General features: G+C 60.7%; 10 protein-coding genes. 5 read left to right on the top strand and 5 right to left on the bottom strand.

Going from position 1 to position 12,222, the window contains the following annotated elements; translation table 11 throughout:
• Positions 1–80: 80 nt before the first annotated feature.
• On the top strand, positions 81–2,018 hold the full coding sequence (locus tag ACN9M3_RS16370) for an ATP-binding protein (RefSeq protein ID WP_426161493.1): 1,938 nt from the start codon (positions 81–83) through the stop codon (positions 2,016–2,018).
• Here ACN9M3_RS16370 and ACN9M3_RS16365 read toward each other — a convergent pair.
• Positions 2,015–2,461, bottom strand: coding sequence for an Hsp20/alpha crystallin family protein (locus ACN9M3_RS16365; RefSeq protein WP_426161492.1), 447 nt, complete (start codon positions 2,459–2,461; stop codon positions 2,015–2,017). The genes ACN9M3_RS16370 and ACN9M3_RS16365 overlap by 4 nt on opposite strands.
• A 195-nt stretch (positions 2,462–2,656) precedes the next feature.
• On the opposite strand from ACN9M3_RS16365, the gene ACN9M3_RS16360 reads away from it, so the two are divergent.
• Both ACN9M3_RS16360 and ACN9M3_RS16355 read left to right on the top strand, forming a co-directional pair.
• Positions 2,657–4,369 (top strand): molecular chaperone HscC, encoded by a 1,713-nt coding sequence (locus ACN9M3_RS16360; protein WP_426172217.1) that lies wholly within the window; start codon positions 2,657–2,659, stop codon positions 4,367–4,369.
• A 1-nt stretch (position 4,370) separates the two neighbouring features.
• Positions 4,371–5,726 (top strand): TonB C-terminal domain-containing protein, encoded by a 1,356-nt coding sequence (locus ACN9M3_RS16355; RefSeq protein ID WP_426161491.1) that lies wholly within the window; start codon positions 4,371–4,373, stop codon positions 5,724–5,726.
• Between the two features lie 7 nt (positions 5,727–5,733).
• On the opposite strand, the gene ACN9M3_RS16350 is transcribed toward ACN9M3_RS16355, so the two are convergent.
• On the bottom strand, positions 5,734–5,940 hold the full coding sequence (locus ACN9M3_RS16350) for a DUF3079 domain-containing protein (protein WP_426317966.1): 207 nt from the start codon (positions 5,938–5,940) through the stop codon (positions 5,734–5,736).
• A gap of 165 nt (positions 5,941–6,105) precedes the next feature.
• On the opposite strand from ACN9M3_RS16350, the gene ACN9M3_RS16345 reads away from it, so the two are divergent.
• On the top strand, positions 6,106–7,140 hold the full coding sequence (locus tag ACN9M3_RS16345; protein WP_426323770.1) for a flavodoxin family protein: 1,035 nt from the start codon (positions 6,106–6,108) through the stop codon (positions 7,138–7,140).
• Positions 7,141–7,190: 50 nt separating this feature from the next.
• On the opposite strand, the gene ACN9M3_RS16340 is transcribed toward ACN9M3_RS16345, so the two are convergent.
• The 3 genes from ACN9M3_RS16340 to ACN9M3_RS16330 all read right to left on the bottom strand — a co-directional run bounded on the left by ACN9M3_RS16340 (position 7,191) and on the right by ACN9M3_RS16330 (position 10,839).
• The gene (locus tag ACN9M3_RS16340; RefSeq protein ID WP_426317965.1) at positions 7,191–8,231 is read right to left on the bottom strand and encodes a CAP domain-containing protein; all 1,041 of its coding nucleotides are present in this window, start codon (positions 8,229–8,231) and stop codon (positions 7,191–7,193) included.
• Complete coding sequence (locus tag ACN9M3_RS16335; protein ID WP_426161487.1) at positions 8,224–8,619, bottom strand: PEP-CTERM sorting domain-containing protein; 396 nt, start codon at positions 8,617–8,619, stop codon at positions 8,224–8,226. The genes ACN9M3_RS16340 and ACN9M3_RS16335 overlap by 8 nt, the downstream gene beginning before the upstream one ends.
• A gap of 432 nt (positions 8,620–9,051) precedes the next feature.
• Complete coding sequence (locus ACN9M3_RS16330) at positions 9,052–10,839, bottom strand: ABC transporter ATP-binding protein/permease (protein WP_426317964.1); 1,788 nt, start codon at positions 10,837–10,839, stop codon at positions 9,052–9,054.
• Between the two features lie 149 nt (positions 10,840–10,988).
• Here ACN9M3_RS16330 and ACN9M3_RS16325 point away from each other — a divergent pair, with 149 nt between their 5' ends.
• Positions 10,989–12,221, top strand: a complete 1,233-nt coding sequence (locus tag ACN9M3_RS16325; RefSeq protein ID WP_426317963.1) for an ABC transporter substrate-binding protein — start codon at positions 10,989–10,991, stop codon at positions 12,219–12,221.
• Position 12,222: the final 1 nt, after the last annotated feature.

The following is a 12,222-nucleotide window of genomic DNA, read 5'->3' as shown; positions in this document are numbered from 1 at the left end:
TTACATGGGAATGTCGCATGCTTGTGGCTCACGTGACGCTTGAGCTAAGATAATTACTCCGGTGCAAATGGGCCACACCCATGAAAAGCTTCCAGGGCTTCTTCCGTGATCTAGGACTCCAGCGCAAACTCTTGCTGGTGTCGGTCCTCACGACGATTGCGGCCATGCTCGTTGCACTGCTTGCACTGTCCAGCTACGACTTGCTGGTCGCCCGCCCGCGCGTGCTACAAGACCTCGCCGTGCGCAGCGAACTGTTCGCATTGAGCCTCGATTCGGACCTCAACTTCGGCGACAGCAGCGCCGCGGCGCGCAAGCTGGAAGCCTTGCGCAGCAGTCCCGAGATTACCCAGGCCTGCCTGTTCACTGCCGACAAACGCGTGTTTAGCCACTTCAACCGCGATCCCTCCGAAAGGTGCGAATGGTCGCAGGAACTGGAACGCGAAGGGCATCGCTTCGACGGTTACGCATTGGCGACGCTATCCCCCATCCGGTTCGAGCGCGAGCTGGTCGGCTACCTGGCGACCATTTACCACCTGCCGTCGGTGCTGGAGCGACTGCGCCAGTACGGCCTGGTGCTCGGCGTGGTGCTGCTCACCCTGTCGTTTGGCGGCATCCTGTATGCCTTCAGTTCACGCCGGCTGGTCACGCAGCCGCTGCTCGCGCTGTCTGCCGTCGCCGACCGCGTCACGCGCGAGCAGCGCTTCGACCTGCGCTCGCCGGTCAGCAGCCGAGACGAAGTCGGCCGGCTGGCCACGGCCTTCAACGCCATGCTCGCCACCATCGCAGCGCGCGATGCAGCCCTGCGCCGTAGCCAGGCCCTGCTCACCAACATCGTCGAGAAGTCCTCAGCGGTGATCTACGTCAAAGACCTCGACGGCCGCTACCTGATGGTCAACCACAGCTTCCGCATGCTGCTGCCTCCCGGGTCGCCTGAGCCACTCGGGAATACCGACGAAGTGCTGTTCAGCCGAGACATGGCGCATTCGATCCGCCAGGCTGACCGCGCAGTGTTGGCGAGCGGGCGGGCCTCCAGCCATGAAGAAACCTCCGGCGGCACAGTGGGCGGCCCACGCACGTATATATCAGAGAAATTCCCCCTGATCGATGAATTCGGCCATATCTGGGCGCTGGGCGGCGTCTCCACCGACATCACGGACCGCAAGCGCAGCGAACTGGAACTCGAAGACCTGGTCAATGTGCGCACCCGCCAGATCGCCGACACCAACCGCGAACTGGCCGATTCCCTCGGCAGCCTCCAGCGCGCGCAAGAGGAGCTGGTGCGCAGCGAAAAGCTGGCGGCGCTGGGTTCTCTGGTTGCCGGCGTGGCGCACGAATTGAATACGCCTATCGGAAACAGCCTGCTGGCCGTCAGCACCCTGCTGGACCAGACCACGGCCTTTGCCTCCGCGGTGGAATCCGGCGTCAAGCGCTCCGCACTCGCCGCCTATCTTGGCGACGTCAACAACGGCAGCCAGATCGTGCTGCGCAACCTTCATCGTGCGGTGGACCTGGTGTCGAGCTTCAAGCAGGTTGCCGTCGACCGGGCGACTTCGCAAAGCCGTGAATTCCAGCTGGATGAACTGGTATCAGAAATCCTGCTGGTGCTGATGCCGACGTTTAAGAAGTCCGGCATCCGGGTCAGCCACGCCATACCGCGCGGGATCGTCATGGCCAGCTACCCGGGACCATTCGGCCAGGTGCTCATCAACCTCGTCAACAATGGATTGATTCATGCCTTTGAAGGCAAGGAGCATGGCGAAATCGTCATCACGGCCGACGCCATCGGCACGGACTCGGTAGCGATCTCGGTACGCGACAACGGCATCGGCATCGCTCCCGAAAACATGGGCAAGATCTACGATCCCTTCTTCACCACCAAATTGGGACGCGGCGGCTCCGGCCTTGGGCTCAACATCGTCTACAACATCGTGTATGGCTTGCTCGGCGGGCGCATAGACGTAAAAAGTGCCCTCGGAGAGGGCACCAGTTTCATCCTGACCTTGCCGGTCAGGGTTTAATGGATTTCCAGCTTGCGGCTACCCTGCTTGGCCTTTTTCGGCAAAGTCAGCTCCAGCACGCCGCCTTCGCACTTGGCGGTGGCCCGGCTGTCATCAATATCGTGTTCCAGGGTAAAGCTGCGATACTGCTCGCCGAAATAGCGTTCGCTCCGCACAACGGTACCGCCCTGCTTTTCCTCCTCGACCCGCTTGGTCTCGGCGGCGATCGTCACGCGGTTGCCGGAAATGTCGACCTTGATGTCGTCCTTGTTCACGCCCGGCACGTCGGCTCGAACGGTGTACGAGGATTCATTTTCGTGCACGTCGATGCGGATCGGCTGTTGCCCCTCTCCTTCGCGCGTGATGTTTGCCATCCTGAAGTCGCGGAACAGGTCTTCAAAGTTGCGGAAGGGATCGAAACGGGCCAGCTCAGTCAATGGATCGTAACGCCTCAGATTAGCCATGATTTCCTCCTTTCTCGTAATGCGACAATATTTTAGGCCTCGATCAGGCGGCTTGCCACAGATTCTGGCAATCGGGCGGACTGTCGCTTTCATGACTAATCTATGGCGCCGAAGCCTTCATAAAAGGCAACGACTTTTCTCATTCAGAAATAAATGCTAGGCTACTCTTTTGTGAAATTTACATCGGAGCAGCAAATGATCGTCGGCATCGACCTCGGCACCACCAATAGCCTCATCGCCGCCTGGCACAACGGCGAGCCACGGTTGATCCCCAACAGCCTGGGGGAGTTCCTCACCCCGTCCTGCGTCAGCGTTGACGAAGACGGCACCATCCTGATCGGCAAGGCGGCGCGCGAGCGCCTGCAGACCCACCCCACCAACAGCGCTTCCGTCTTCAAGCGCCATATGGGCAGCAACAAGCAGTTCACGCTCGGCGGGCGCAACTTCCGCGCCGAGGAACTGTCGGCGCTGATCCTGCGCGCCTTGAAAGAGGATGCAGAAGCGGCCCTCGGCCAGCCAATCACCGAAGCGATCATCACCGTTCCGGCCTATTTTTCCGACGCGCAGCGCAAGGCAACCCGCGCCGCAGGCCAGTTGGCAGGCCTCAAGGTCGAACGCCTCCTGAACGAACCGACAGCCGCCGCCCTCGCCTACGGCATTCACCAGCGCGGCAAGGAGACCCAGTTCCTGGTGTTCGACCTGGGCGGCGGGACCTTTGACGTTTCCGTACTCGACCTGTTTGAGGGCGTGATGGAAGTGCGGGCCTCCGCCGGCGACAACTTCCTGGGCGGCGAAGACTTCGTCAACCTGCTGATCGACGAGTTCTTCAAGCAGGCTTCCATTCCCGTCGAACTGAAGCAGGACGGCCGGTTCATGCAAAGCCTGGTGGCGCAAGCCGAGCAGGCCAAACGCAAGCTCAGCGAAGCGCCGGAAGCGCTGCTGCAGACCAACCACGCCGGCATCACCTATTCCATGCCGCTGGACGAGGCAGGCCTCGAACGCATCACCGCGCCCTTGCTGGCTCGCCTGCGCTCGCCGGTCGAGCGCGCACTGCGTGACGCCAACCTGCAGACTGCCAGCCTGGATAACATCGTGCTGGCCGGCGGCGCCACGCGCATGCCGATCGTGCGCCGCATGGTGGCACGCATGTTTGGCCGATTCCCATCCTGCGACATCAATCCGGATGAAGTGGTAGCGCTGGGCGCGGCCGTGCAAGCCGGCCTGAAAATGAACGATGCCGCCCTGGACGAAGTGGTCATGACCGACGTGGCTCCCTACTCGCTGGGCGTCGAGGTATCGATGCACCTGGGTGGCGACCAGTATTCGCACGGCCACTTCGATCCGGTCATCGAACGCAACACCGTGGTCCCGGTCAGCAAGGTCAAGAACTACCATCCGACCAGCGACCGGCAAACTGCCTTGCGCATCAACGTCTTCCAGGGTGAAGCGCGCATGGCCCGCGACAATATCGAGCTCGGAACCATCGAAGTACCGATTTCGCAGGTGCCCGGCCAGAACAACGGCGTGGACGTGCGCTTCACCTACGACGCCAACGGCTTGCTGCAAGTGGAAGCGACGGTGCTCCTGACCAAGCAGACCCACGCCCTGGTGATCGAAGGTAATCCAGGCATGCTGACCCAGGAAGAAATCAAGGAACGCTTCGCCGCCTTGTCCGAGCTGAAGATCCACCCGCGCGAGCGCATCGAATTCCGCACCATGCTGGCCCGCGGCGAACGCCTGTACCAGCAATTGCGCGGCGAAGCCCGCGAACACCTGGGCCGCCAGATCATGCAGTTCGAGCGCGCGCTGGAGGCGCAGGACATGCGGGTTTCGCGCCAGGCCGCCCGCACCTTCAACGAAGCGCTGGAATACTTCGAGCACCAGAGTTTCCTGAACCTGGATTCCTAGCATGCGCGACACTTTCCCCTTCCTGCTCCGGCTTGGACTCGATGCCGGCGCGGACGCCAAGGATATTCGCCGTGCTTATGCGCGCGAGCTGAAAAAGATCGACCAGGAGGCTGACCCGGACGGTTTCCAGGAACTTCGCCAGGCCTATGAAGTAGCACTTCAATGGCAAGCGCACCTGCAAGTCGAGCGCCAGGCAGCGGCTCCCGCCGGCGTCGACGACGTGGGCCCCCCGCTGGCCGCCGCCCCCGAAACCGAGCCCGTCATTGTCGCGCAGCCGGCTCCCGACGATCCATACCAACTCGCCGACCAGGCTTTCACACAATTCCAGTCCAGCGCACAGGAACTGGTGTCGAAAAACGAGAGCAGGCACCAGTCCCGCTGGCGGGAAGCGCTGCAGGCATCGCTATCACACGACAGCCTGCTCAATCTGACTGCGCGCACCATCTTCGAGGCACGCATTGCCCATCTCCTGGCCACCGGCTGGAAGCCCGGGCACGAAACCTTGTTCGTCGCCGCCAGTGAAGTACTGGATTGGGCACGCGACAGCCGCCGCATCCAGCAGTTTGGCGAGGCCGGCGCCATGGTGGACCGTGCCATAGACCAGTGGAAACTGTATGAATCGATGTCGGCACACGCCATGGGGACCGTCAAACAGTTGATCCAGACGGTCCGCAATACGCCAAATCCCGAACGCGTCGCGGCGAGGGACGACCTGATTCTGTTCCATCAGCTGACGGACCGCTTCTATCACTGGTTCTCAATCATCATCGATCGCGAGATCCTGCAGAAATGGCACCAGGCAGCGCAGGCAGAGATCGCGCGCAACGGCACAACGGGCGCCGTTCCGCTTGGCGAAGCTCCTGTGGAAAGCAGCGGCAAGTCGGGCTGGAGCTGGTCGGGCTGGCAGATCACTTTCATGATCATCCTGCTGGTGAAAGGATGCGCCGCGCTTCTTACCAGCGGCAGCCACGGACCAAGCTATACCTCCACGACGGGCCAAGCCGACCCGGTCGCCTACCAGAACGCGGTCAACCAGGCCATGCGCGAAGAACTGCAAGCCGCCAGGACGCTGCAGATCGCCCCGGAAGAGACGCCGCCCACCGAGGAGCAGCTGGAAGCAGTTCGGCGACAGATCTTCTATGTACCAGACCCGGGCAAAGGGTCAGGAGTGCTGAAAGTGAGTTTCGACATCGAGCTGGACGGGATGGGCAAAGTCATCAACGTGCAGAGAACCCAGTCATCCAGCGACCAGGCGTATGACGAAGCGGTTGCCCGGACCTTGAAACACACGACGGTATTCCCGCCGGGCACGCAGCGCAAGTTCCCGGTCTCGTTTTCTTACAAGCTGCCTGATTAGGCCCGCGTCAGATGCTCTTCTTCGCCTTGGCTTCCGGCTGAGGTTCCAGGAGGGGCGATTCCCACTCCATCCAGTCGGGTCCAAACAGCTCCGATGGATGCTGGGTTCGCTCGGAACCGTTGCCGCACGCCAGGCTGTCAGCGGGACAGTACTTGTCGCAACCCCAGCAGACCCGCTCCGGGTGCAAGGAAATGATTGGAAACTTCTTTGCCATGCTTCAATCCTAGCCCTCCCGCCCCCGCCTCAACCTTAATCCAGATCAAGTTTCCGCTGACCTTGCGTTCGCTGTCGAACTGACCCGCTGATCCTGCCATGGCACATTGCCCGTGTATGGGAGACAAACATGACTTAAGTCCGCAAGGGCCAGGCCCCCGCCAAGCTGGAACGCGCCGAGTTCCACCTGCGCTTTACGCGCAATTTTGCCGACCCGCGCTTCGACAGACTGCGCGACGAGGTGGCGAAGCTGGAGGAAGTGGCGTGGCAAGATTTCAGCGACAGCCGCAAGGCGCCGGTGACGGAACCGGCCGGGTCGGGATATGCCGATCCTGGCTACGAGCTGTCAGTTGAATGGAAGGCCGCTGCTGCCCGCCTGCAAGCAGCCGAACAGCGACAGAAAGATCCTGCCACGCCTTCACGCGTCCTGTTGATCTGCGGCGCCGCGCGGAATGACGGCACCTGCCCCGGCGAAATGTCGAAAACCTGGCGCATGCTCAAGCTGGCGGAGGCCACGCTGGCCAGCGAAGGAATCGATACCGACGTCCTGGACCTGAGCCGCCTGACCTCCGAGTTTGAATTGCGCATCCATCCGTGCAAGGGCTGCGTTTCCACCGCCATGCCGCTTTGCCACTGGCCCTGCAGCTGCTACCCCAATCACGGCCTTGGCCAGGTCAATGACTGGATGAACGATATATATGAAAAGTGGGTGTCCGCGCACGGTGTCATCATCTTTACGCCGGTGTACTGGTACCAGGCGCCTTCCGTGCTGAAGCTGATGATCGATCGCCTGGTATGCGCAGACGGCGGCAATCCCGACCCGACCAGCACCCATGGCAAGAAGCCCGAGGAAGCTAAGGCCCTGGAGCTGGCCGGCTGGCCCTACCCCAAACACCTGGCCGGGCGCGCCTATGGCCTTGTGGTGCATGGCGACGTCGCCGGCGTGGAAAGCCTGCGGTGCAATCTCTCCGACTGGCTCGATTGGATGGAGTTGATCGATGCCGGCGCGCAGGCCCGGCTTGACCGCTACCTTGGCTATTACGAGCCTTACGCCACTAGCCACGATGCGATGGACAAGGACGAAGCCCTCAAGCAAGAAGTCCGCAACGTCGCGCGCGCCGTCGGGCATGCCGTGCGCATGCTGCGCTCAGGCACCCTGGCCCGGCCCGACAAAGGCGTGCGATCGCCGCGCCCGAAGTAAATGAAATGGGCCGGCATTCCGCACAGGATTGCCGGCCCTCGGTACAAGCATTACTGTGCGGCGGTTGTGAACGTCCAGGACTTGTTGATGGTCTTTCCATCCACGACAGCGATCAGCGCCACGTTGTAGGCGGTAGCGGCCTTCAGCCGCAGCACCGGCACCAGCGTTGCGGTGAAACCTTGCATGTTCCCGTCATCCGTCAGCGCAGGACCATTGCTCGCGATGACCGGGCCCAGCTTGCCTCCCTTGTTCACCAGGATGCGCGCTTCGACTGCCGTGCCGCCCGCAGGCGTCAGCGTGAACTGGCTGATCGCAATCGGCGCCGTCACTGCCATTCCCCTGGTTTCGAAACTGACCGTTACGGGCGTGCCCGCTTCGGCCAGGTCCGGCACAGGCGTTGGCGTTTCGGTGCGATTGAAGAAGACAAAAGGCACGTCCGCCTGGTTTGCGTAGGGATATGCGCGAATACTGCCCGCGCCCGGCAACTGCGCCGTTTGCGTTGTACTCGTCGCAACGTCCACCACGCACAGGGTCGACGCGCCCTCCGCCGGGTTGAAGTTGTTTGCCGCTACACCGATATCAATGGTGCTGGCAAACAGCAGGGCCGCGTGATAAACCGAATTGGCCCACTCCGCAACACAGGTCATGTATTTGTCCGTACCGACTGTGCTGAAGATCGCCTCCCCCGAGACCGAGGCGGTATAGCCCGCCGCGGCAATCCGGTCCCCCGCGCGAACGCCTGTGTACCCAGGCTTGCCCGCCGTTTCGCCATGCAGTTCGCTGATGCCGTTCTGGTTGATGTAGCTCCAGTGCGCCCCCGCCGACTTGTCCAGCAACAGGCTCTGGGCCAGCAACCCGGAACCGATCTTGCTGCGCAAGGCATTGATGGCGTTGAAGATGCTCAGGTTGCCGCTGCCTGCCGCGTAAGTCGGCGCCGGAACCGACGTGACGATGTTGCCTTCGGTAGGCGATGGCGTCTGCGTGGTTGGAGCAGGAGACACTACCGGCGCGCCCCCCGAGCCACCGCCGCCACCGCAAGCCGCCAGCAGCAAGGCCAGGGCAAGCGCCGGAAAACTCCGCGAGTTATGCATGGAATCCCCCACGGCGACGCAGGAAGAGCAAGGCACAGCCCAAGCCCAGCAAGGCGGCGGTGCCTGGCTCAGGGATGGCCGCTGGCGCTTGCGGCAAATCCACCACCGCAATAACTTCAGGTGCAGTGGTCTGGACCGGCATCGAGGGGATGAATACCTCAACGACCGGATGGATTTCCTGTGGCGTCGGGATGGAGATCGGCGAGACCGACGGCGTATTGTCGAAACTCGTCAACGGCAAACTGCTGAAAGACTGTGAAGCGGTATTACTGTAGTTCATGAAGCTAAATTCGATACTGTTTACGGTGCCAGGACCGGCAATCGCTTGAGCACCCGCCAGAACGGAGCAGGCCAGCAGGCAAGACTTGAACAGCGTATTAGCTTTCATATCGCGCTCCATATTTAGGTTGAGAAAACTACAAGCTGACCGAAGCATCAATCATGCCTACGAGATAAGTACTTGATTATGCTGAGTTAGCAAAATCTGTTACGAGGGATGTGTTAAATTTTACGACATCAAACTTTGCACTTAGGAAATATGATGAACGGCAGCCGCCAGGCGGGCGCTAGTACGCGTTCGGTTTTGATAACATACGCGATTCCCTTACAAAGATCAGCAGGAAGAAAAGCAGGTGTCAACTTGGTTAATTGCCTACCGGAATGCCGACCGGTCTGAGCATCAGATACAGGCAAAGGCGGCTGGCGTGCTGACTGAGCAAGGTGCAGCCATGCTGGTGAGCGACTACCTTCGGCAGCAACAGGCAAGCAGCGCTGACACTCCGTTAGCTGCCGAACAGTACAACTTCCAGATCATCCGCATTCATCGGGTTCCCGGGGACCTTGAAAACGCGTGAGCCACCTCACGCAATTCCCATCCACCGTCGCCTTTCAAGTGCAGCACATGCGTATGGTGGCGCCTGACGGCTGCCCGGTGGGCAATGCTGATCAGGGTAGCTCCGCTTTCACGCAGGCTTTTGTAGAGCGAAGCCTCATTGCCGCTGTCGAGCGCGCTGGTCGCTTCGTCCAGGATCACGATGCTCGGTTCATGCACCAGCACACGGCCAAAGGCGAGCCGCTGCTGCTCGCCCACCGATAGCAGTTTTTCCCAATCCTGTACCGCATCGAGCCCGCCGACACGCTCGGCGAGCTGCGGCAGGTGTACTTGCACCAGGATCTCCAGCAACTGCTCGTCGCTCAGCCGCGTCTGCACGCTTGGGTAGATGAGCTGGCTGCGCAGCGTGCCCTGCTGCAGGTAAGGCTGCTGTGGCAGGAAGAAAAACTCTTTCAGCGGCGGATGATGAATCAGGCCGCTGCCGGTATCCCAAAGGCCGGCGATTGCTCGCAACAGCGAACTTTTTCCGCAACCGCTATCGCCTGTGATCAGCAGCGCATCGCCCGGCGCCAGGACGAAAGACAAGTCTTTCACGAGTACGCGCTCGGACTGCGGTGGACACACCGTCAGGGCATCGACGGCGATCTGCTTGCCAGGCCGCATCCTGATCCGCGGACGTGTTTTCCCGCTAACTGCCTCGCCCTCCGGCACCGGCAGCACGAGCTTGGACAGGGTTTGCAGGCGCTCCGTACCCGCCACGAAGCGGCTCAGGCTCTCAAAGTTATCGACGATCACACCCACAGCGCCAAGCACTGCAGTAAAGGCGCCTGCCGCCTGGATTGCCCGCCCTACTTCCAGTTGGCCGGAAAGCACGCCTTCGGCGAGAATCACCCCGGGCAGCACCAATGTGAGTTGGCTGAACGTGCGCTGGAACAAATTCAGGGTGCGCTGCTTCTTGATGAGCCTGCTGAAATTGTGGAACAGCTTGTCGAATTTGCCGTCGAGGTAAGCACGCTCTTGCGCCTCGCCCCGGTAAAAGGCGATCGATTCGGCATTCTCACGCAAACGCATCAGGCCGAAGCGAAAATCCGCTTCGCGCCGCAATTGCGAGAAATTGAGACGGATCAGTGGCGTGCCAAAGACGTAGAGCGCGACCACGGTACCCGTCAGGGCGTACACGGCCAGCACGCCAACCAGCAGATGCGAAATCGACCATAGCACCGCGCTGAACGCCACCAGCTGCATGATCGAGCCCAGAAAGATCAGCAGGAAATGGATCGAGCGGCCGGTGAATGTGTTGACATCTTCGCTGATACGCTGGTCCGGGTTATCGATCTCGCCTTCCGAGGTCAGTTCGTAGTATTTGCGCCCCTGCAGATAGCCATCGAGGAAGCGTCCGGTGAGCCAGCGCCGCCACTGGTTGGCGAACATGTCCCGCATGTAGTAGTAGAAGGCGTAGATTGGCACTGCAAACACCAGGATCAGCAGGCAAGCCCGCACCGACTGCCAGAAACGGTCGCCATCCCGACCGGCCAGCGCCGAAGTCATCTCGCCGGACTGGTTGTTCAGCATCACGGCAAGCTCGGTTTCGGCAAGCATCAGCACAATCAACAGCAGCAGCAAGCCCCAGGCAGACCTCTTTTCATCTCCAAGCCAGTACGGCTTTGCCACGCTGATGAATTGCCTCCATGCGGCCAGCGACAATGGGGGAACACGGCGCCGTCTCGATGGCGCTGGTTCATCCGGAATTGCAGAGGGATTTGCTGTCATCTTCATAGCCTGAGCATACGACTCAGCATAAAGCCACTCCGTGCGGAAACGGACATAGCCCGAATCGGTGCGTCGCGCTGGCCTCCGTTGACACGATTCGTTGTTGCGGACAAACTTGTTTCATGCTGGCTACGCAGACGAAGCGATCGATCCACATGGTTGACCGTCGCCGAATTTGGCTGATGGGAGTGGCGCTATGCCTGTCATCCAGCCTGCCATCGATCGCTGTAGGGGCCGAACAATTGGTCGTCGACTATATCGTGTCGCACAGCGCCCAAAGGACTGCATGGATACGCATCATCAATGAATTCTCGAAGGCAAACCCCGATCTAGAGGTGGTACATCACGGTTATCCGCAGGAGCAATACAAGCGCAGTTTCTCCGCGCGGCTGCGCAGCGGCCAGGTCGACCTGGCATTCTGGTACGCGGGAGAGCGGCTGCGCGACGCAGTCCAAAGCAAGCTGCTGGTGCCGCTTGATGCCGATATGGTGGCGCTGCTGAAAAAGAAGAAGTTCTACCCGGTCACGCTGGAGGGAACCCGGATCGACGGCGAGGTATTCGGATTCCCGATGTATTACTACCCTTGGGGCTTCGTCTATCGGAAATCGCTGTTCCAAAGCCTCGGGATCGAACCACCGGCATCGTGGAATGATTTCTTGAAAGTCTGCGAACGCCTGAAAGGTGCTGGCGTAACCCCGCTCGGCTTGGGAGCAGCGCACAACTGGCCTGCCACCGGCTGGTTCGACTACTTCGATTTGCGCCTCAATGGCCTGGAATTCCATCGCAAAGTACTGCGCGGCGATGTGCCCTTTACCGATCCCCGCGTTCGAAAAGTATTCGATGCCTGGGGTGAACTGCTGCGTAAAGGCTACTTCTTCGAACCGACCATCGAGCTCGATCACGAACGCGTACTGCCTTACATCTATCGCAAGCAGGTGGGCATGACGTTGATGGGGAGCTTTGTTGCCGCAAAATTTCCCGAGGCGATTGCGGACGATATGGGCTTCTTCGCATTTCCAGGCATTGTTCGCGACATGCCGCAATATGAAGACGCGCCGCTGGACGTGCTGGTCTTGCCATCGCGAGCAGCAAATCCCCACGGTCGAAAGCGCTTCCTGACCTTCCTCGCCGAAACCGGCGCCATCCGCCACATCGCCGAAGCGGACCAGACCTTGCCCGCGCAAGCCGACGCTTCGTTTGGGAATATCCGGCTGGGAGATGAAGCCCGCCAGGTGCTGGCCAGCGCAGCCGGCTTGAGTCCATTCTTCGACCGGGAAGCGAACTCGGAGTTGGTCGGCCCCGTCTTCGAGGGCTTGCGACAATTCTTGAAATTCCCGCATGACACGGAAAAGGCCGTCCTCACCATTGAAACGCTACGCCAGAAATAGC

The sequence above is a fragment of the Pseudoduganella sp. R-43 genome (genome assembly GCF_049913255.1).
Classification (GTDB): domain Bacteria; phylum Pseudomonadota; class Gammaproteobacteria; order Burkholderiales; family Burkholderiaceae_D; genus Rugamonas.
Note: the sequence above shows the minus strand (reverse complement) of the source record. Positions and strands in the feature narration are given on the sequence as shown.

Coding starts and splice junctions, on each gene's coding strand:
- ACN9M3_RS16340 (WP_426317965.1), bottom strand. CDS start 8,231: ATGCATAACTCGCGGAGTTTTCCGGCGCTTGCCCTGGCCTTGCTGCTG.
- ACN9M3_RS16365 (WP_426161492.1), bottom strand. CDS start 2,461: ATGGCTAATCTGAGGCGTTACGATCCATTGACTGAGCTGGCCCGTTTC.
- ACN9M3_RS16360 (WP_426172217.1), top strand. CDS start 2,657: ATGATCGTCGGCATCGACCTCGGCACCACCAATAGCCTCATCGCCGCC.
- ACN9M3_RS16370 (WP_426161493.1), top strand. CDS start 81: ATGAAAAGCTTCCAGGGCTTCTTCCGTGATCTAGGACTCCAGCGCAAA.
- ACN9M3_RS16355 (WP_426161491.1), top strand. CDS start 4,371: ATGCGCGACACTTTCCCCTTCCTGCTCCGGCTTGGACTCGATGCCGGC.
- ACN9M3_RS16350 (WP_426317966.1), bottom strand. CDS start 5,940: ATGGCAAAGAAGTTTCCAATCATTTCCTTGCACCCGGAGCGGGTCTGC.
- ACN9M3_RS16335 (WP_426161487.1), bottom strand. CDS start 8,619: ATGAAAGCTAATACGCTGTTCAAGTCTTGCCTGCTGGCCTGCTCCGTT.
- ACN9M3_RS16330 (WP_426317964.1), bottom strand. CDS start 10,839: ATGAAGATGACAGCAAATCCCTCTGCAATTCCGGATGAACCAGCGCCA.
- ACN9M3_RS16325 (WP_426317963.1), top strand. CDS start 10,989: ATGGTTGACCGTCGCCGAATTTGGCTGATGGGAGTGGCGCTATGCCTG.